This window comes from Kitasatospora herbaricolor, from assembly GCF_030813695.1.
GTDB classification, from domain to species: Bacteria; Actinomycetota; Actinomycetes; order Streptomycetales; family Streptomycetaceae; genus Kitasatospora; species Kitasatospora herbaricolor.
This window is the reverse complement of the sequence record NZ_JAUSVA010000002.1, coordinates 5,734,438-5,753,041: the sequence shown is the minus strand read 5'-3', so window position 1 is coordinate 5,753,041 and position 18,604 is coordinate 5,734,438. Positions and strand designations below refer to the sequence as shown.

Sequence of the window (18,604 nt, the reverse complement as noted above, 5' to 3'; positions counted from 1 at the left end):
GCAGCAACTGTCCCCCGGGGCACCACACCTTATCGGACGCGCGTTCGCGGCCTGTTACGGCCGTCGTGAACAGGACGTCACGAACGGTCCGGCACGAACGGCCCGGTGCCCCCGGGCCCGGACGGCCCGTCACCCGCGACCGGCACCGGGGCGCGGGTCACCGGCCGGATCCGACCGGATCGGGCCAGGCCAGGCCGGGCAGGGGCCGGGCAAGGCGAGGGCCAGGCCAGGGTAGGGGTAGCCCGCCACCCCACGTCCGCGCGCGGAGGTACTCAGCCGGCGGTGGCCGCCGGCTTGGCCCGGCCCAGCAGGACCTCCTTGGCGCGGTCCGCGAGCGGGCTCGCCGCCGCGGCCGCCGCCGGATCGGCCTGGTCCGGCGTCTGCTTGAGCGAACCGGCGACGGTGAAGTACCCGAAGCGGCCCACCGCGGCGTGCGTCTCGGCGCAGCCCGACTTGTCGGTGACGCAGAAGGTGGCGACCCCGGGGCCGGACAGGCCCTGGACCAGGCCCGCGTGCCGGCCGAGCGCCTTGTCGGCGCCCGCCTTGTTGTCGAAGACGGCGATGCCGACCGTGACGGCGCTCTCCCCGGACACGTAGGTGGCCCGGACCAGCGAACGGCAGGCGTCGTCGCCGAGGGCGAGCCCGAGCCCGCCGGTGGTCGCCTTGGAACAGGGCGAGGTCGACCCGGTGACCATCCGGGTCCAGACCTTGCCGTCGATGGTGCGGGTCTGGTCGGGGAAGAGCGTCGCGGCGTCGACCGGGGCCTTGTCCGTCGAGGCGTCGGAGATCAGCGGCAGCGCCTGCTCCAGCGGCAGGCCGGTCGAGGCGGCCGGCTTCGGGTTCGGCTTGTTGCCGCCGCCGCCCTTGCCGGAGATGACCACGCCGGCGGCCACCACGCCGCCGACGAGCACCACGGCCAGCACCGCGGCGCCGATCCACAGCCGGCGGCGCTTGCGGGACTCGTTCTCGTGCTGGTCGGCCAGCTGGGTCCAGTTCGGCTCGGCCTGGAACGGCTGCGGCGCGGGCTGCCACTGCGGCGGCGGCGCCTGCTGCGGACCGGGCTGGGGGGCGAACGGCTGCTGCGGCTGGTGCTGCTGCGGGATCGGCGGGGGAACCGGCTGGCCCTGCGGCGGGAGCTGCTGCGCGGGCTGGCTGTACGGCACCGGGGGCGGGCCGAAACCACCCGGAGCCGGCGGGACGGGCTGCTGCCCCTGCGGCGGCTGCCCCGGTGCCCCCGGCTGCTGACCCTGGACCGGCTGTGCGGGCTGACGCGTCCAGTCGGACGGTACGCCCGTTCCCTCGCTCATGAGGCGAGATCGTAAAGCATGGTGCGCGCGGCAGGGCTGTCCGGTAATCAATCCGTTCCCAAATCCGGGCCCGGCACCCTCCCCCTTGCCTGCTCCGTGAGCCGACGACTGGTCGCCCGACACGCCACAGTGCACAACATGTGGTGCTTCATCGGGCTGGCGCCACTAGATGTATGCTCACTCCTGCTGTCGAACGCAGGGGAACCCGGTGCGAGTCCGGGACTGCCCCGCAGCGGTGAGCGGGCTGCCCGACCGGGCCACGCGAGTCCGATGACCTGCCGACGGTGTGCCACAGGGCTTCCCCGCAGTCGCCATGCAGCACAGCAGTATCGTCCGGGCCTCGCGGGTGGGCCGGGGGGTGGTTCGCGCGCGCCGTGAGGTGTTCCGCGCTGCCCTCCCCTGCGCCCATGCGGCCCGGCAGCCCCCTCGCCGACCGCCGCCGCCAGGAGAGAAGCGCCTTGACCACCGCTGCCTCAGTCACCCTGCCCGCCCAGGGTTCCAGCCCCGCCGCCCCGTCCGACCCGACGGTGTCCGACCCCGGTGGAGCGCTCCTGCGCCTCCTGACCGACCGCAGCGTCGACCTGCCCCAGGTCGACCCCGGCCACGTCGCCGCCGCCGCCCTGCGCGGCCGGCACGCCGGCTCCGACTTCGCGGAGCTGCGCGGGCTGGCCGTCGAGGCCGCCGCGTCGATGATCGCCGAGGACCCGCAGTACTCGAAGCTCGCGGCCCGGCTGCTCGCCCTGGAGATCCAGGACGAGGCCGTCGGCCAGGGCGCCGTCTCCTTCTCCGCCTCGATCACCGTCGGCCACGCCGAGGGCCTGATCGGCGACACCACCGCCGCGTTCGTGGCCAAGCACGCCGACGCGCTGGACGCCCTGATCGACCAGAAGGGCGACGACCGCTTCGAGTACTTCGGCCTGCGCACCGTGCAGTCCCGGTACCTGCTGCGCCACCCGATCACCCGCAAGGTGATCGAGACCCCGCAGCACTTCCTGCTCCGCGTCGCCAGCGGCCTGGCGGTCGGCGACGACGAGCAGTCGGTCCGCGAGGTCGCCGAGCTGTACGCGCTGATGAGCGCGCTCTCCTACCTGCCGTCCTCGCCGACGCTGTTCAACTCCGGCACCAAGCACCCGCAGATGTCGTCCTGCTACCTGCTGGACTCGCCGCTGGACAACCTGGACTCGATCTACTCGCGCTACGCGCAGATCGCCCGGCTCTCCAAGCACGCCGGCGGCATCGGCCTCTCCTACAGCCGGATCCGCTCGCGCGGCTCGCTGATCCGCGGCACCAACGGCAAGTCCAACGGCATCGTGCCGTTCCTGCGCACCCTGGACTCCTCGGTGGCGGCGGTCAACCAGGGCGGCCGGCGCAAGGGCGCGGCCTGCGTCTACCTGGAGACCTGGCACGCGGACATCGAGGAGTTCCTGGAGCTCCGCGACAACACCGGCGAGGAGGCCCGCCGCACCCACAACCTGAACCTCGCCCACTGGATCCCGGACGAGTTCATGCGCCGGGTCAACGCGGGCGGCGACTGGTCGCTGTTCTCCCCCGCCGACGTGCCCGAGCTGGTCGACCTGTGGGGCGCCGACTTCGACGAGGCGTACCTGAAGGCCGAGGCGGCCGGCAAGGCCGTGCGCACCATCCCCGCGCAGACCCTGTACGCCCGGATGATGCGCACCCTGGCGCAGACCGGCAACGGCTGGATGACCTTCAAGGACGCCTCCAACCGGGCCGCCAACCAGACCGCCCTCCCCGGCCGGACCGTCCACTCCTCCAACCTCTGCACGGAGATCCTGGAGGTCACGGACGACTCCGAGACCGCGGTCTGCAACCTGGGCTCGGTCAACCTGGGCGCCCACGTGGCCCCCGGCGCCACCCCCGCCGACCTGGTGAACGCGATGGACTGGGACCGGCTGGACTCGACCGTCCGCACCGCCGTCACCTTCCTCGACCGCGTGGTGGACATCAACTTCTACCCGACCCCCGAGGCCGGCACCTCCAACTCCCGCTGGCGCCCGGTGGGCCTCGGCGTGATGGGCCTGCAGGACGTCTTCTTCAAGCTCCGCCTGGACTTCGACTCCGCCGAGGCCAAGCAGCTCTCCACGCTGATCTCCGAGCGGATCATGCTGGTCGCCTACGAGCGCTCCAGCGAGCTGGCCGAGCAGCTGGGCCGGCACGAGGCGTACGCGGAGACCCGCGCCGCCCGCGGCCAGCTGCACATCGACCACTTCGGGACCACCCCGCAGTGGACCGAGCGCTGGGACGCGCTGCGCGCCCGGATCGCCACCACCGGCCTGCGCAACTCGCTGCTCCTCGCGATCGCGCCGACCGCGACCATCGCCTCGATCGCCGGCGTGTACGAGTGCATCGAGCCGCAGGTGTCCAACCTGTTCAAGCGCGAGACCCTCTCCGGCGAGTTCCTCCAGGTCAACCCGTACCTGGTCCGCGAGCTGAAGGAGCTGGGCGTCTGGGATGCGCAGACCCGGGACGCGCTGCGCGAGGCCAACGGCTCCGTCCAGGACCTCAACTGGCTGCCCGCCGAGGTCCGCGCGCTGTACCGCACCGCCTGGGAGCTCCCGCAGCGGGCGCTGATCGACCTGGCCGCCGCCCGGCAGCCGTACATCGACCAGAGCCAGTCGCTGAACCTCTTCATGGCCGCGCCCACCATCGGCAAGCTCAGCTCGATGTACGCGTACGCCTGGAAGGTCGGCCTGAAGACCACGTACTACCTGCGTTCGCGCCCGGCCACCCGGATCGCCCAGGCAGCCACCGGCACCGCCCGCGCGGCCGCCCCGGTGCCGGTGGCGGTCACCGCGCCGACGTCCACCCTCACTCCGGAGGAGGAGGCGGCTCTCGCCTGCTCCCTGGAGAACCCCGAGTCCTGCGAGGCCTGCCAGTGAGTTCCCCCACCCCGGAGACCGACTTCGACGCGCCCGGCCGCGAGAAGATGCTCCTCGACCCCGGCTTCGAGCTGACGCTGCGTCCGATGCGGTACCCGTCGTTCTACGACCGGTACCGGGACGCGATCAAGAACACCTGGACCGTGGAGGAGGTGGACCTGCACTCCGACGTCGCCGACCTCGCCAAGCTCAGCGAGGGCGAGCGGCACATGATCGGCCGGCTGGTCGCCTTCTTCGCGACCGGCGACTCGATCGTCGCCAACAACGTGGTGCTGAGCCTCTACAAGCACATCAACTCGCCCGAGGCCCGGCTCTACCTGTCCCGGCAGCTGTTCGAGGAGGCCGTGCACGTCCAGTTCTACCTGACGCTGCTCGACACCTACCTGCCCGACCCGGACGACCGTGCGGCGGCCTTCGACGCGGTGGAGAACATCCCCTCCATCCACCAGAAGGCGCAGTTCTGCTTCAAGTACATGAACGCCGTCGACCACCTGGACTCGTTGCGGACCAAGGACGACCGGCGCGCGTTCCTGCTGAACCTGATCTGCTTCGCGGCCTGCGTCGAGGGCCTCTTCTTCTACGGCGCCTTCGCGTACGTGTACTGGTTCCGCAGCCGCGGCCTGCTGCACGGCCTGGCCACCGGCACCAACTGGGTGTTCCGCGACGAGTCCATGCACATGGACTTCGCGTTCTCCGTGGTGGACACCGTCCGCCAGGAGGAGCCGGACCTCTTCGACGACGAGATGGCCAAGCAGGTCACCGAGATGCTGGAGGAGGCCGTCGAGGCCGAGCTCCAGTTCGCCCGTGACCTGTGCGGCGAGGGCCTGCCCGGCATGAACACCGAGTCGATGCGGGAGTACCTGCAGGCCGTGGCCGACCAGCGCCTCGCGCGCCTCGGCATGCCGGTCCGCTACGGCTCCAGCAACCCGTTCGGGTTCATGGAGCTGCAGAACGTCCAGGAGCTGACCAACTTCTTCGAGCGCCGGGTCTCCGCCTACCAGGTCGCGGTCGAGGGCTCGGTCGCCTTCGACGACGACTTCTAGCCTGCCCGGTCCCCGGCCCGGGGACGGCGACGGGGCCGGTCCGCACCTCGGGTGCGGCCCGGCCCCGTCGCCGTTCCCGGGCGCCGCGGCCGGTGGCCGCCGCGCCCGGGACGGGGGGTCAGTCGTTGGGGACGGTCGCGTACTTGGGCGTCCCCTCGGCCATCTGCTTCAGCGCGTCCTTGCGGTCGCGCTTGGAGAGCCGGTCGATGTACAGCTGGCCGTACAGGTGGTCGGTCTCGTGCTGCAGGCAGCGGGCGAAGAAGCCGGTGCCCTCGACCCGGATCGCGTTGCCGTCCTTGTCCTGGCCGGTGACCGCCGCGAAGTCGGGACGGGCCAGCTCGGCGTAGGCGGTGGGGACGGACAGGCAGCCCTCGTTGCTGTCGTCCAGCACCCGGCGCCCGGCCGGGAGCTCCTCCAGCACCGGGTTGACGACGTGTCCGATGTGGCGGACGCCCTCGTCGTCCGGGCAGTCGTAGACGAAGACCTTGGCGTCGACGCCGATCTGGTTGGCCGCCAGGCCGACGCCCTCGGCCGCGTACATCGAGACGAACATGTCGTCGATCAGCTCGGAGAGGCCGGCGTCGAAGGCGACGACGTCCTTGCACTCGTGGTGCAGGACGGGGTTGCCGACCACGGTGATCGGGCGGGCGGTGCCCTTGGAGAGGTCCGGCTCCTCACCGACCACCTTCAGCGGGGCGGCCGGCGCCTCGCCGTGCTCGTGGTCGTGCTCGTGGGTGTGGTCGTGCTGCTCCGCCATCGATTCTTCCGCTTCCCATGGGTCTGCCGAGGTGTCCGCTCAAGGGTACGGCCCCCGCGGGCCGCCGGTCCCTTACTTCCGGGTCGACGGCCGCCGCCCCGGGCGACGGCGCCCCGGGCCGCACCGGACCGGGCGCGGCCGCAGGGGCCCGGCAGGGCTCAGCAGACCTCTTCGAGGTCGCGGTAGGCCCGGCCGCCCGGGTTCGCCGCCACCCAGCGGTCGAGCAGGGTGCGGACCAGTGCGGCGGGGGCCGCGATGCCGCACTCCCGCTCGGCCAGCCAGGCCAGCCCGCCGGCCCCCTGGCTGAGGTGGCTCAGGTGCCCGGGGTGGGCGGCGTCGCCGTCGTCGTGCGGGTCGTGGTGGGCGGTGCGGCCGTCGTCGGCGGGCATCCGGCTCTCCGAGCAGGCCCGGCAGAGCAGCCGGACGGAGGAGGTCCAGTCCTCGGCCGCGTAGCCGGCGTCGGCGACCAGCCGCTCCAGGGCGTCCCGGTCACCGGCCGTGGCGGCGTGCAGCAGCACCACGTAGGTCGGCACCGGGGACGGCGCCCAGAGCTCGATCTCGTCGAAGACCGGGTAGGCCGCGCCGTCCGCGACCCGCTCGCCGTGCGGGGCGCCGTCGTGCAGCACCACCTCGCCCCAGCGGCGGCCGGAGGAGGGCAGCGGGATGGAGAGCACCTCGATCCGGGCCGGGTCCAGCCGGCGGCCCCAGACCACCTCGGACTCGCCCTCCGGGGAGAGCCGGACCGGGGTGGTGCCGAGGTCCAGGCTGACCGGGCCGTCACCCGGGGTGCCCGCCCGGCCGGGCAGCTTCAGCCCGTACGCCTGCCAGGCGCGGTGGGCCAGCGGCCAGTCCTGCAGGGCGGTGGCGGTGATGCCGAGGTTCCACCAGTCGGCGGCGCCGTGCTCGCGGTCGAGCAGGGCGACCGCGCGCAGGCCGGCGGCTCTCGCCTGCTCCCAGTCCCGGCGGAACTTGTGCAGCAGCGCCAGGTTGAACCAGGAGTCCGAGAGCCACGGCTCCAGGTCGGCAGCCATCACGAGCAGCGCCCCGGCGTCCTCGTACCGGCCGTCGCCGATCAGCGTGAAGGCCCGGTCGGTCGTCTGCCGCCAGGTGGCGGACGGCCGGTGCCGTGTCCGGTGGAAGATCCTCACGTTCGTCCCTGCCGTCGTCGTCCGCTGAGTCCCGCTGGTCACGCTCAGCCCTGCTGAGTCCTGATGCCTGCTGCCCCGCTCGGTTGCCGGGTCACAGGTCCCGCACCGCAAGTCCCGCACCGCGGGCCCCGTACCGCAAGCCCTGCGGCGTGAACCCTCGATGCGAACCCCGTGCCCCGGATCGGGTGTTCCACGCTACGACCGCATCCAACCACGGTCACCAGGGGCCGCGCTCCCCGCCGCCTGGTTCAGCCCGGTTCGCGGGCCCGGCCGCCCATCCGCGCCAGGGCCTCGACCACCCGCGGGTCGTACGCCCGGCCGCGTTCCAGCCGGAGCGCCTCCAGCGCCTCCAGGCGGCCGGCCGGGTCGGACAGGCCCCGGCCGCGGGCGGCGGTGAGCAGGTCGTCGTGGGCGTTGGCGACCCGGATGATCCGGGCGGACAGCGGCAGCGAACGGTCCAGCCCGCCGTCCGGCCGGCGGCAGGGGTCGGCCAGCCGGGCGACCTGCTCGGCGACCCGGGGCGGCACCCCGGTGCGGCGGATCACCTCGCTGCCCAGCCGGGCGATCCGCTGCTGCTCGGCCGTGGGCAGCAGGGCGGTGGCGCCGTCCGGGACGGGCTCGACCAGCGAGAGCTGCCCGACGTCGTGCATCAGCGCGGCGTACTCCAGCAGGGCGAGTTCCCGGGTGCCCAGCCCCAGCTCGCGGCCGAGCGCGCAGGCCGTGTCGGCGACCCGGCGGGCGTGGCCGGGCGGGGTGTAGCCGGCCACCTCGGTGGCCCGGGCCAGGGTGGCGATGGTCTGGCCGGTGGTGGCCCGGATCGCCGCCGCCCGGCGGAAGGAGACCTGGGCGAGCAGCAGCGGGGCGCAGAACACCGGCAGCGCCCAGAGGCCGATCTCGCCGGCCGCCAGGCTGACCAGCATCCCGGTGGCCACGATGGCCGAGCCGATCCCCGGCAGGGAGCGCAGCTCGTCCTCCAGCGCGGCCGGGAACCGCAGGCCGGTACGGGCCCGGTGCAGGGCGGCGGCGAGGGTCGCGTCGCAGAGCGCCGCCAGGGCGGCCACCGCCGCCAGGAACACCCCGTACGCGGGGCCGGCCGACGGCAGGCGGTCGAGCAGACCGCCGTTGTACAGCGGCTGGAAGACGGCGGCGGCGAACCCCACGGTGAGCAGCCGGCGGGCCGCGGTGTCCCGCCGGACGGGATCGCCCCAGGGCCGCCCTCGCCGGCGCCGCAGGGCCCGGCCGTAGGCGCCGGGCAGCGCCCGGGAGAGGACCGGTGCGACGGCGGCGAGCAGGCTGCCCGCACCGGCGACGGCGACCACCTGCAGCACCCCGTGGGTGGTCGGCAGGCCGCGCAGCGGCCCCAGCAGGGCGTACGCGAGGGCGGCGGCGGCCCCGATCGGGGCCTGCTCGCGGTCGCCGGGCAGGGTGATCCGGACGCATTCGCCGACCGCGATCAGGGTGAGGAAGGCGACCGCCACCAGGGGCTGGGCCACCCCGGCCGCAGCCGTGGCGGCGACCGCCGCGACCAGCAGCGTCGCGGCGGCGGTGTGCAGCACCGCGGGGACGGCGCCGGCGCCCCGCGGCCGGCGGGGCGCCCCGCCGGGGGCCTGCCCCGCCGGGGGTGCCGACTGCTCCGCGGGCGCGTCCGGGCCGGCCGCCGGCCGGGGGACCCGCTGCTCCGCCCGGCGGACCGGGCCGCGCCGGCGGCTCATGCCGGACCGGCCTGCGGTGCGTTCTTCCCGCCCTGGGCCGGCTCGTCGGCCGGCGCCGGGCCGTCGGCCTGGGCCGGGAGGCGGGGCGGCGCGCCGCGGGCCGGTTCGGGCACGCCCAGCGGGATGTCCGGGACCTCGCCGGTGCAGCCGCCGGGCGGCGGCAGCGCGGGCTGCCAGCCGTGCTCGCCGACCGCGACGACCAGGGCCCGCACCATCACCGGGTCGAACTGGCTGCCCGCGCAGCGCTCCAGCTCGGTGACCGCCTCGGCCACCGGGCGCCCGCGCCGGTACGAGCGGGTGGAGGTCATCGAGTCGAAGGCGTCCGCGACCGAGATGATCCGGGCGAACTCGGGGATCCCGTCCCCCGCCAGACCGCTCGGGTAGCCCCGGCCGTCCATCCGCTCGTGGTGGTGCAGGATGCCGGCGTGCGCCTCGCCGAGGAAGGAGATCCCCCGGACCAGCTCGTACCCGTACACCGGGTGCACCTCGACCGCCCGGCGCTCCTCCTCGGTCAGCGGGCCGTTGCGGCGCAGCAGCTCGGTGGCGACCCCCAGCTTGCCGACGTCGTGCAGGATGCCGGCGAAGCGCAGGGTGCGCAGCCGCTCGGGCTCCATCCCCAGCTGGCGGGCGATCAGCACGGCGGCCCGGCCGACCCGTTCGCTGTGCCCGCGGGTGTAGGCGTCCTTGATCTCGACGGCCTGCACCAGGGCCTGGACGGTCGCCTGGTGGGTGTCGCGCTCGCGGTGGCCCTGGGCCAGCACCCAGGCCGAGATGGTGAGCGGCAGGAGGGCCAGCAGCGCCGCGAAGGCGCCGTACGGTCCCTGCCAGAGCACGGCGACCATCAGGGCGCCGGCCGCGTGCACCAGGACGGGCAGGCCGATCGCGGCGGTGGCGCCGCGGAGCAGGACGGCCGGCGGCCGGCGTTCGGCCAGCGCCAGCATGGCGCCCACCAGCGCGCTGTTGACCAGGCAGAACACCGCGACGGCGGCGAAGGCGGGCAGCAGCGCCCCGGGGAAGCGCGAGCCCAGCAGCAACCGGGGCCCCGCCAGCAGGTGGAAGGCCCCGGCTGCGGCGAAGGCGGAGAGCGCCAGCTGGGCGGCGTTCCAGCAGCGGCGCGCGGCGCTGGGCGGGGCTGCGCCGGCGGCGAGCGCGCCCGGTACGGCGACCAGGGCGGCGGCCGCGGGCGGGAGCATCAGCAGCCCGGCGAAGAGCACCGGGAAGAAGGTGTAGGCGCCGGGCCGGGCCGGGGCGCGCCGGGGCGGGGGCCGGCGGCCGAGCAGCCGGGCCCGGGTGCGCAGGAGCATCTGCAGGCAGGGGGTGGGCAGGCCCTGGGCGACCGACTCCCAGCAGGCGTGCAGGAAGGCGAGCAGGCCGACCTTGGGCCAGTCGACGGGGGCGCCGAGCCAGTGGGGCGGCACGGCCGCGGCGGCGGGCAGCAACGGCAGGGCGCAGCAGTACGCGACCAGCGGCAGGACGAGGGCGGGCAGGGCGACGAGGTAGCGGACGGCTCCGGCCGGCAGGGCCGGGCCAACAGTGTCGGTAGCGATCCCGGCCTCCCCCGCCGTCCTGGTCCACGCCGCCCTCGACGCGTCGGGTGGCGCGGCGGCGGGTGTCGTCAGGAGGATAGGCCTCCGCCCCGGCGTGGGGACGCATGATCGCGGAATGGCCCTGCTGGCGCAGCCCCAACTCACCCGAACGAGTGAAACAGGTGGTCAGGGGTTCGCGGCCGGGCAGACCGAAGGCCCCGGGAGCGTGCTCCCGGGGCCTTCGGTCTGCCCGGCCCGTCGCGGGCCGTGCTGCGCAGTGCAGGGCCGCGGCGCGCCCGGCCGCACCACGGAAGGGCACGTCACGGAACGGCAGGCCGGCGGACGGGCACGGCATCCCCGCGGGCGTGCACGTCGCCGCTCCGACGGTTCGGGCGCCCCGGGCCGGTCGGCCGACGCGCGGGGCGTCGGCTCGTCCGGCGGTGGGTCACTCCGACGCGCCGCTCGCCTCAGCGGCCGCGTACGGCGCCGAGCGGGTGTCGCGGGTGGGTGCGGGGGCGGGCTCGGCCGTCATCTCGACGGTCGTCTCGACCGTCACCACGAGGGCCTCGCCCGGACGCTGACCGGCGCGGATCGAGTCGATCCTGGCCAGCACCTTGCCGCGGAGGTCCGCGGGGGTGTCGTCACAGCCGCAGGAGCGCTTGATCAGTGCCTTGATGGCCTGTTCGAGGCCGTACTTCTCCAGGCACGGCGAGCACTCGTCGAAGTGCACGCGCAGCTTGGCGCAGTCGCCCTCGGCCATCTCGTTGTCGAGGAATTCGTAGAGGTGGTCGAGGACCTCGCCACACTCGGTGTCGTGCGGATCGCCGCAGCTCATGAGCCCGAGCCCTTCGCTTCCTGCCCTGCCCCGGTGCCGGCGGGGACGAGCCCGCGCTCACGGGCGTAGTCCTCCAGCATGCCGCGCAGCTGACGGCGGCCACGGTGCAGCCGGGACATCACCGTACCGATGGGTGTACCCATGATGTCCGCGATCTCCTTGTACGCAAACCCCTCGACATCGGCGAGATAGACGGCGATGCGGAACTCCTCCGGGATGGCCTGGAGGGCGTCCTTCACGTCGCTGTCGGGGAGGTGGTCGAGCGCCTGGGTCTCCGCCGAACGCAGGCCGGTCGACATGTGCGACTCGGCCCGGGCGAGCTGCCAGTCCTCGATCTCCTCGGCCGCCGTGCGCTGGGGCTCCCGCTGCTTCTTGCGGTACGAGTTGATGAACGTGTTGGTGAGGATGCGGTACAGCCAGGCCTTGAGGTTGGTGCCCTCACGGAACTGGTGGAAGGACGCGTACGCCTTGGCGAACGCCTCCTGGAGCAGGTCCTCCGCGTCGGCGGGGTTGCGGGTCATCCGCAGCGCCGCCGAGTACATGGGATCCAGGTAGCCCAGGGCGTCGCGCTCGAAGCGCTCCCGCCGGGCCTCCTCGCTCTCCTCCGCGGACACCCGGAAGGTGTCCTCACCGATCGCCTCGGCCAGCTCCTCGCCGGTGAGCGCCTCACCTGTGGGCACGCCCTCGCGCGGGTCCGTACCCGGATCGGCCTCGTGCTCGGTCCCGACGACCGGACCCACCTCCTCGGCATAACGGGCATGGCCCACGGTGGGCCGTCCCGAAATGGAGGATATCGGGCTGACGGGCTTCTCGCCCGCGACAAGCCACTCGGACCAGGACGGGACGAAGCCGTTCTCGACCGCGCGCTCGTCAGGCCGCTCGGGGCACACGATCGAACCCATCTGCACTTGCCTTTCCACCGGGACTGAAGCTGACGAGGGTGACAACCATGCCGCTCCCGCCCGCATTCCCGGGGGCTCCGACCGCCCGACCGGTCGGGCCGGGGCCCAGCCCGGGCCCGGTCAGGGCCCGGTTCAGGCCGGCTTCCCGACCAGTCCGAGGACCCACTCGCCCACCGCGTCGGTGATCGTCTCCAGCACCTCGGCCTGCCCGACCGGCGCCCGCTTGGGCACCTCGAAGCCGTGGCTGCCGTACGGCACGGCCACCAGCCGCTGCCCGGCCGGCAGCTCGGGGAACTCGGCCGGCCCGCCGAAGGGGTCCGCCACGCTCTGCACCACCAGGGCCGGCAACCCGCACTCCAGCAGCTCCCCGGCCCGGCTCTTCTCCGGCTTGCCCGGCGGGTGCAGCGGGAAGGCCAGCGCCAGGACGCCGACGGCCCCGGTCGCCGCTCCCGTCCGGCAGGCGACCCGGGCCCCGGCACTGCGGCCGCCGGCCACCACCGGCAGGCCGTGCTCCGCCAGCACCTCCGTGACCGGGAGCCAGCCCGCGTCCAGCGTCCTCGGCGCCGGGGCGAGCCGCTTGCCGGCCACCCTCCAGGGCTGCTCGACGAGCGCGACGGTGATCCCCAGCGCCGGCAGCGCGACGGCCAGCGCCTGCAGGTCACGGGCCTCGATCCCGCCGCCGGCGCCGTGGCCGAGGGCGAGCAGCGCCTTGGCGGCGCCGCCGGCCCGGGCGTAGGTGATCCGGGCGTCGCCGGCGGGGGTGGGGACGAGGACGGGGTCGGTGGTCTGCATGGTGCGGGGCTCCGTACCGGGGTCGGCCCGACCGGACCGGGCGGGCGGGAACAGGCGGGGAAGGCAGGAGGGGACGGGAGAAGAGGGGAGGGTGGAGGGAAGGGCGAGGGGAGGCCTCAGAACAGGGTGGTGACCAGTTCCTCGGCGTCCAGCGGCCGGACCAGCCCGGGCCCGTCGTTGCGGATGCTGCCGACGGCGGCCGCCACCGGCGCCGCCAGCAGCGCGCCCGGGGCCGGCGGGACGAGCAGGGGAAGCAGCTCGTCCGGGTCGCTCAGGCGGGGGTCCAGCCAGTCGTCGAAGGTGGCCGGGTCGAGGAAGAGCGGCATCCGCTCGTGGATCGGGGCCAGCGTCTCCTCGGCGGCGGTGGTGACGATGCTGCAGGTCACCAGCCAGGCCTCGGGGTGGTCGGCGGGGTGCGCGCGGTCGCGCCAGAACTCGTAGACCCCGGCCAGCGCCAGCACCCCGCCGTCCGCGCGGCTGACGAAGTACGGCTGCTTGGGCGGCCGGCTTCCGCCGCCGGGCAGGGTCTGCCACTCGAAGTAGCCGTCGACCGGGATGATGCAGCGCCGGGCGGCGAAGGCCTGCCGGTAGGAGGGCTTCTCGTGGATCGTCTCGGCCCGGGCGTTGATCATCTTGACCGCCGACTCCGGGGACTTCGCCCAGGCCGGCACCAGCCCCCAGCGCAGCACCCGCAGCTGGCGCACCGGCCGCGTCCCGCCCTTGGGCAGGCGCTCCAGCACCGCGAAGGCGGGCCGGGTCGGCGGGACGTTCCAACTGGGCGCCAGCGTCTCGGCGGGATCCCACTGCTCGACGCCGAAGATCTCGACCAGGTCCTCGGGCTTGTTGGTGGAGGCGAAGCGACCGCACATGCCGTCAGCTTGCCACGCGGGCCCCCTTCACCACTTCCTCATCCACGGATCAGAACCGACGGCTACCCGGGCACCGTCCTGGCATGGGAGGCTGCCACCTCGACGGGGCGCCGGACCGGCCCCGGCCCCGGCACCGAGCCGGACGGCACCGCGACGAGCACGACCGGAGGCGAGACCCGCAGGCATGGACGGACACAGCATCGCCGAGGTGTGGGACCGCGTCCTCGGCACCCAGCCCGCCCCGCCGCAGTGGATCGCGCTCGGCAGCGCCGGCCTGGCCCTGCTCGCGGTGCTCCCGCAGCCGCTCTGGCGGATCACCCGCAACGTGGTGACCATCGCGCACGAGGGCGGCCACGGCCTGACCGCGCTGCTCACCGGCCGCCGGCTCTCCGGCATCCGGCTGCACTCGGACACCTCGGGCCTCACCGTGTCCTCCGGGAAGCCCACCGGTCCCGGCATGATCCTCACCGCCGCGGCCGGCTACACCGCGCCCTCGCTGCTGGGCCTCGGCGGCGCCGCGCTGCTGGCGGCCGGCCACACCACCGCGCTGCTGTGGATCTCGATCGCCCTGCTGGCCGGCCTGCTGATCATGATCAGGAACGCCTTCGGGCTGCTCTCGGTGATCGTCACCGGCGCCGCCTTCTTCCTGGTCTCCTGGTACGGCAGCAGCGAGTTGCAGGGCGCCTTCGCCTACCTGGGCGTCTGGTTCCTGCTGCTCGGCGGGGTCCGGCCGGTCGCCGAGCTGCAGCGCAAGCGCCGGCACGGCGGCGCGCGCGACTCGGACGCGGACCAACTGGCCCGGCTGACCGGCGTCGCCGCGCTCGTCTGGGTGACCGTCTTCCTGGTGGTGGCCCTCGCCTGCCTGGGCCTGGGCGGCAGCTGGCTGGTCGGGCCCGTCCCGCCATTCGGGTAGGCGCGAGGGCCCTCCCCGTACGGCCCCTAAACTGGCCCCTATGACCGACACCCTGTGGCCCGCCCCCGTCGCGACCACCGCCGTTGACGCGACCGTGACCATCCCCGGCTCCAAGTCGGTCACCAACCGAGCGCTGCTGCTGGCCGCGCTGGCCGGCGAGCCCGGCTGGGTGCGCCGCCCGCTGCGCAGTCGCGACTCCCAGCTGATGGCCGACGGCCTGCGGGCGCTCGGCGTCGGCATCGAGGAGACGGTCAACAACGCGACCGGCGGCAGCGGCGGCGGGGAGGCCTGGCGGGTCATCCCGGCACCCGTGCTGCGCGGCCCGGCCCGGATCGACGTGGGCAACGCCGGTACCGTGATGCGCTTCCTGCCGCCGCTCGCGGTACTGGCCGACGGCCCGGTGCACTTCGACGGCGACCCGCGCTCCTACGAGCGCCCCCAGCACGGCGTGATCAACGCGCTGCGCGCCCTGGGAGCCCGGATCGACGACGGCGGCCGCGGGTCGTTCCCGCTGACCGTGCACGGCTCGGGCGCGCTGGACGGCGGGCCGGTCGAGCTGGACGCCTCGTCCTCCTCCCAGTTCGTGTCCGCGCTGCTGCTCTCCGGCGCCCGCTACAACCAGGGCGTGGAGGTGCGGCACGTCGGCGGCCCGGTGCCCTCGCTGCCGCACATCCGGATGACGGTGGAGATGCTGCGGCTGGCCGGCGTGCAGGTCGACGCCCCCGAGGACGGCGGCGAGAAGGACGTCTGGCGGGTCACCCCCGGCGCGCTGCTCGGCCGCGACATGGTGGTCGAGCCGGACCTCTCCAACGCCGCACCGTTCTTCGCCGCCGCGCTGGTGACCGGCGGCCGGGTGACCGTCCGCGACTGGCCGGCCCACACCACCCAGCCGGGCGACCAGCTGCGCGAGATCTACACGCAGATGGGCGGCAGCTACCGGTTCACCGAGGAGGGCCTGGAGTTCACCGGCACCGGCCGGATCCGCGGCATCGAGGCCGATCTGCACGACGTCGGCGAGCTGACCCCGGTGATCGCGGCGGTGGCGGCGCTGGCCGACTCCGAGTCCCACCTGTACGGCATCGCCCACCTGCGCCTGCACGAGACCGACCGCCTGGCCGCGCTCGTCAAGGAGCTGAACGACCTCGGCGGCGACGTCACGGAGACCGAGGACGGCCTGCGGATCCGCCCGCGCCCCCTGCACGGCGGTGTCTTCCACACCTACGAGGACCACCGGCTGGCCACCGCCGCCGCCGTGGTCGGCCTGGCCGTCGAGGGGGTGGAGGTGGAGAACATCGCCACCACGGCGAAGACCCTGCCGGACTTCCCGCAGATGTGGCGGGACCTCCTCGCGGGGGCGGCGGCGAGGGCCTGAGCGGAGACTTGAGCACATGCGCCGCTACGGCAAGGACGCCGACGAGGACGACATCCGCAACCGCCCGGGCCGCAAGGGTTCCCGGCCACGGACCCGGATCCGCCCCACGCACGACGACGCCGCTGAAGGGATGATCCTCACCGTCGACCGCGGCCGGCTGACCTGCCTGGTCGACGCGGGGACGAAGAACGAGCGCGAGATCGTCGCGATGAAGGCCCGCGAGCTGGGCCGCAAGGGCGTGGTGGTCGGCGACGTCGTCAACATCGTCGGCGACCTCTCCGGCGAGCCGGACACCCTGGCCCGGATCGTCCGGGTGGAGGAGCGCACCTCGGTGCTGCGGCGCACCGCCGACGACGACGACCCGTACGAGCGGATCGTGGTCGCCAACGCCCAGCAGCTGGCCATCGTCACTGCGCTGGCCGACCCGGAGCCCCGGCCCCGGCTGATCGACCGCTGCCTGGTGGCGGCCTACGACGCCGGCATGGAGCCGATCCTGGTGCTCACCAAGTCCGACCTGGCGCCGGCCGAACCGCTGCTGGAGTCGTACGCGCCGCTCGGCATCACCTACGTGGTGACCCGGCGGGACGAGCTGGCCACCGAGGGCGCCGAGGCGGTCCGCGCCCACCTGCGCGGCCGGTCGACGGTCTTCATCGGCCACTCCGGGGTGGGCAAGACCACCCTGGTCAACGCCCTCGTCCCGCTGCACCAGCGGAGCACCGGCGTGGTCAACGCGGTGACCGGCCGCGGCCGGCACACCACCGTCTCCGCGCTGGCCCTGCGGCTGCCGCCGCCGCCCGGTGTGAAGCCGGGCTCGAAGAAGGCGCTGGACCCGGGCTGGGTGATCGACACGCCGGGCTTCCGCTCCTTCGGGCTCTCGCACATCGACCCCTCGCGGGTGATCCTCGCCTTCCCCGACCTGGAGCCGGGCACCGTGGACTGCCCGCGGGCCTGCAGCCACGACGAGAAGGACTGCGCGCTGGACGCCTGGGTCGCGGACGGCCACGCCGACCAGGCCCGGCTGTACTCGCTGCGCCGGCTGCTCTCCGCCAAGGACACCCGGGACGGCGACTGACCGGCGGTCACCCGGGGTCCGCCCGCCCGGTGCGGGCCCCGCACCCCCGGGAGCCGATCCCGTCCCGGATTGCGGTGCGCCGCGAGGTGTCGGAGCGGCCCGCTCTGGTGATCATAGGAAAGTCGGCCGCACCGGCCCGACCCGTCGATCGACAGGGAGTCAGCGCGATGGCATGGGCCTTGGTGATCCTCGCCGGCCTGCTGGAGACAGGTTTCGCGATCAACCTGAAACTCAGCGATGGCTTCACCAAGCTCTGGCCCACCATCGGCTTCTGCGCCTTCGCCCTCGGCAGCTTCGGACTCCTCACGCTCTCCCTGAAGAGCCTGCCGGTGGGCAGCGCCTACGCGGTCTGGACCGGCATCGGCGCGGCCGGCACCGCGATCTACGGCATGGTGTTCCTCGAAGAGTCCTCCTCCACCCTCAAACTGGTCTCGATCAGCCTGGTGATCGCCGGCGTCGTCGGCCTGCAGCTGAGCGGCAGCGGGCACTGATCCGGCCCGCCGTGCGGCCACCGGCGCGGCCGCCGCACGACACGGTCGTCCGACGACCGGGCCCGACTGTCGGGAAGCCGGGCACCTCGCTACTGTTTCGACCATGGCCGATTACCACGACGATCTCCGCCTCGCCCACGTCCTCGCCGACTCGGCCGACTCGATCACCCTGGAGCGCTTCCGGGCGCTCGACCTCAAGATCGAGACGAAGCCGGACCTGACCCCGGTCAGCGACGCCGACAAGGCCGCCGAGGAGCTAATCCGGGGCGTGCTCCAGCGGGCCCGGCCGCGCGACGCGGTGTTCGGCGAGGAGTTCGGCATGCAGGGCTCCGGCCCCCGCCGCTGGGTGATCGACCCGATCGACGGCACCAAGAACTACATCCGCGGCGTCCCGGTCTGGGCCACCCTGATCGCCCTGCTGGAGACCGGCGCCGACGGCGAGGAGCGGCCGGTCGTCGGCATGGTCTCGGCCCCCGCGCTGAACCGCCGCTGGTGGGCGGCCGAGGGCCTCGGTGCCTACGCCGGGCGCAGCCTGGCCAAGGCCTCCCGGATCCACGTCTCCGGCGTCTCCCGGCTGTCGGACGCCTCGTTCTCCTACTCCTCGCTCAGCGGCTGGGAGGAGCGCGGCCGCCTCGACCCGTTCCTGGACCTCACCCGGGCCTGCTGGCGCACCCGCGCGTACGGGGACTTCTGGTCGTACATGATGGTCGCCGAGGGCTCGGTGGACATCGCCGCCGAACCCGAGCTCAGCCTGTGGGACATGGCCGCGCCCTGCATCGTGGTACAGGAGGCGGGCGGCCGCTTCACCGGCCTGGACGGCGTACCCGGCCCCGGCGGCGCGGACGCGGTGGCCTCCAACGGCATCCTGCACGACGAGGCCCTGCGCCGGCTCGGCGTCTGAGCGGACGGGCCCGGCTCGGCGTCCGAGCGGACGCTCTGCGCGGGCGTCCGAACGGACGGGCCAG

General features: G+C 74.2%; 16 protein-coding genes and 1 riboswitch. Of the genes, 7 read left to right on the top strand and 9 right to left on the bottom strand.

Annotation, left to right across the window (positions count from 1 at the left end; all coding sequences use genetic code 11):
• Positions 1 to 272: 272 nt before the first annotated feature.
• Entirely contained in the window at positions 273 to 1,307 is a 1,035-nt protein-coding gene (locus J2S46_RS25505) for a hypothetical protein (RefSeq protein WP_191289441.1), read from the bottom strand.
• A gap of 135 nt (positions 1,308 to 1,442) precedes the next feature.
• Positions 1,443 to 1,604: riboswitch (cobalamin riboswitch) on the top strand.
• 110 nt (positions 1,605 to 1,714) lie between these two features.
• Between J2S46_RS25505 and J2S46_RS25500 the strand changes: the two genes are divergently transcribed.
• Together J2S46_RS25500 and J2S46_RS25495 are read left to right on the top strand one after the other, a co-directional pair.
• Complete coding sequence (locus tag J2S46_RS25500) at positions 1,715 to 4,207, top strand: ribonucleoside-diphosphate reductase subunit alpha (RefSeq protein ID WP_191289440.1); 2,493 nt, start codon at positions 1,715 to 1,717, stop codon at positions 4,205 to 4,207.
• Positions 4,208 to 4,254: 47 nt separating this feature from the next.
• Positions 4,255 to 5,250, top strand: coding sequence for a ribonucleotide-diphosphate reductase subunit beta (locus J2S46_RS25495; RefSeq protein WP_073926365.1), 996 nt, complete (start codon positions 4,255 to 4,257; stop codon positions 5,248 to 5,250).
• Positions 5,251 to 5,368: 118 nt separating this feature from the next.
• Here the strand turns inward: J2S46_RS25495 and def are convergent, their stop codons facing one another.
• The 8 genes from def to J2S46_RS25455 form a co-directional block, all read right to left on the bottom strand.
• Positions 5,369 to 6,007, bottom strand: coding sequence for a peptide deformylase (gene def, locus J2S46_RS25490; protein ID WP_191289439.1), 639 nt, complete (start codon positions 6,005 to 6,007; stop codon positions 5,369 to 5,371).
• Between the two features lie 158 nt (positions 6,008 to 6,165).
• Positions 6,166 to 7,155, bottom strand: a complete 990-nt coding sequence (locus J2S46_RS25485) for a tetratricopeptide repeat protein (RefSeq protein WP_191289588.1) — start codon at positions 7,153 to 7,155, stop codon at positions 6,166 to 6,168.
• A gap of 248 nt (positions 7,156 to 7,403) precedes the next feature.
• Positions 7,404 to 8,867, bottom strand: a complete 1,464-nt coding sequence (locus J2S46_RS25480) for an HD domain-containing protein (RefSeq protein ID WP_229912599.1) — start codon at positions 8,865 to 8,867, stop codon at positions 7,404 to 7,406.
• Positions 8,864 to 10,354: an HD domain-containing phosphohydrolase gene (locus tag J2S46_RS25475; RefSeq protein ID WP_370882332.1), complete on the bottom strand. Its 1,491-nt coding sequence runs from the start codon at positions 10,352 to 10,354 to the stop codon at positions 8,864 to 8,866. Before J2S46_RS25475 ends, J2S46_RS25480 begins: the two co-directional genes overlap by 4 nt.
• Positions 10,355 to 10,838: 484 nt before the next feature.
• On the bottom strand, positions 10,839 to 11,228 hold the full coding sequence (rsrA, locus tag J2S46_RS25470; RefSeq protein ID WP_079198098.1) for a mycothiol system anti-sigma-R factor: 390 nt from the start codon (positions 11,226 to 11,228) through the stop codon (positions 10,839 to 10,841).
• On the bottom strand, positions 11,225 to 11,968 hold the full coding sequence (locus J2S46_RS25465) for a sigma-70 family RNA polymerase sigma factor (RefSeq protein WP_079198137.1): 744 nt from the start codon (positions 11,966 to 11,968) through the stop codon (positions 11,225 to 11,227). The genes rsrA and J2S46_RS25465 overlap by 4 nt, the downstream gene beginning before the upstream one ends.
• A 294-nt stretch (positions 11,969 to 12,262) precedes the next feature.
• Positions 12,263 to 12,922, bottom strand: a complete 660-nt coding sequence (locus J2S46_RS25460) for an alpha/beta hydrolase family protein (RefSeq protein WP_191289438.1) — start codon at positions 12,920 to 12,922, stop codon at positions 12,263 to 12,265.
• A gap of 116 nt (positions 12,923 to 13,038) precedes the next feature.
• Positions 13,039 to 13,791: an SOS response-associated peptidase gene (locus J2S46_RS25455; RefSeq protein ID WP_191289437.1), complete on the bottom strand. Its 753-nt coding sequence runs from the start codon at positions 13,789 to 13,791 to the stop codon at positions 13,039 to 13,041.
• A gap of 184 nt (positions 13,792 to 13,975) precedes the next feature.
• Here J2S46_RS25455 and J2S46_RS25450 point away from each other — a divergent pair, with 184 nt between their 5' ends.
• The 5 genes from J2S46_RS25450 (at position 13,976) to hisN (ending at position 18,540) form a co-directional block, all read left to right on the top strand.
• The gene (locus J2S46_RS25450; RefSeq protein ID WP_191289436.1) at positions 13,976 to 14,704 is read left to right on the top strand and encodes a M50 family metallopeptidase; all 729 of its coding nucleotides are present in this window, start codon (positions 13,976 to 13,978) and stop codon (positions 14,702 to 14,704) included.
• A gap of 40 nt (positions 14,705 to 14,744) precedes the next feature.
• On the top strand, positions 14,745 to 16,076 hold the full coding sequence (gene aroA, locus J2S46_RS25445) for a 3-phosphoshikimate 1-carboxyvinyltransferase (RefSeq protein ID WP_191289435.1): 1,332 nt from the start codon (positions 14,745 to 14,747) through the stop codon (positions 16,074 to 16,076).
• Positions 16,077 to 16,092: 16 nt separating this feature from the next.
• A complete protein-coding gene (rsgA, locus tag J2S46_RS25440; protein WP_191289434.1) occupies positions 16,093 to 17,148 on the top strand; it encodes a ribosome small subunit-dependent GTPase A in 1,056 nt (351 codons plus the stop codon).
• A gap of 167 nt (positions 17,149 to 17,315) precedes the next feature.
• Entirely contained in the window at positions 17,316 to 17,639 is a 324-nt protein-coding gene (locus tag J2S46_RS25435; protein WP_073926207.1) for a DMT family transporter, read from the top strand.
• Positions 17,640 to 17,742: 103 nt separating this feature from the next.
• The gene (hisN, locus tag J2S46_RS25430; protein WP_191289433.1) at positions 17,743 to 18,540 is read left to right on the top strand and encodes a histidinol-phosphatase; all 798 of its coding nucleotides are present in this window, start codon (positions 17,743 to 17,745) and stop codon (positions 18,538 to 18,540) included.
• Positions 18,541 to 18,604: the final 64 nt, after the last annotated feature.

What these genes read in the sequence shown, in the direction of transcription:
- J2S46_RS25505 (WP_191289441.1), bottom strand. Translation starts at nt 1,307, where the DNA reads ATGAGCGAGGGAACGGGCGTACCGTCCGACTGGACGCGTCAGCCCGCA.
- J2S46_RS25480 (WP_229912599.1), bottom strand. Translation starts at nt 8,867, where the DNA reads ATGAGCCGCCGGCGCGGCCCGGTCCGCCGGGCGGAGCAGCGGGTCCCC.
- rsrA (WP_079198098.1), bottom strand. Translation starts at nt 11,228, where the DNA reads ATGAGCTGCGGCGATCCGCACGACACCGAGTGTGGCGAGGTCCTCGAC.
- rsgA (WP_191289434.1), top strand. Translation starts at nt 16,093, where the DNA reads ATGCGCCGCTACGGCAAGGACGCCGACGAGGACGACATCCGCAACCGC.
- J2S46_RS25455 (WP_191289437.1), bottom strand. Translation starts at nt 13,791, where the DNA reads ATGTGCGGTCGCTTCGCCTCCACCAACAAGCCCGAGGACCTGGTCGAG.
- J2S46_RS25495 (WP_073926365.1), top strand. Translation starts at nt 4,255, where the DNA reads ATGCTCCTCGACCCCGGCTTCGAGCTGACGCTGCGTCCGATGCGGTAC.
- J2S46_RS25460 (WP_191289438.1), bottom strand. Translation starts at nt 12,922, where the DNA reads ATGCAGACCACCGACCCCGTCCTCGTCCCCACCCCCGCCGGCGACGCC.
- J2S46_RS25435 (WP_073926207.1), top strand. Translation starts at nt 17,316, where the DNA reads ATGGCATGGGCCTTGGTGATCCTCGCCGGCCTGCTGGAGACAGGTTTC.
- hisN (WP_191289433.1), top strand. Translation starts at nt 17,743, where the DNA reads ATGGCCGATTACCACGACGATCTCCGCCTCGCCCACGTCCTCGCCGAC.
- J2S46_RS25500 (WP_191289440.1), top strand. Translation starts at nt 1,715, where the DNA reads ATGCGGCCCGGCAGCCCCCTCGCCGACCGCCGCCGCCAGGAGAGAAGC.
- def (WP_191289439.1), bottom strand. Translation starts at nt 6,007, where the DNA reads ATGGCGGAGCAGCACGACCACACCCACGAGCACGACCACGAGCACGGC.
- aroA (WP_191289435.1), top strand. Translation starts at nt 14,745, where the DNA reads ATGACCGACACCCTGTGGCCCGCCCCCGTCGCGACCACCGCCGTTGAC.
- J2S46_RS25450 (WP_191289436.1), top strand. Translation starts at nt 13,976, where the DNA reads ATGGACGGACACAGCATCGCCGAGGTGTGGGACCGCGTCCTCGGCACC.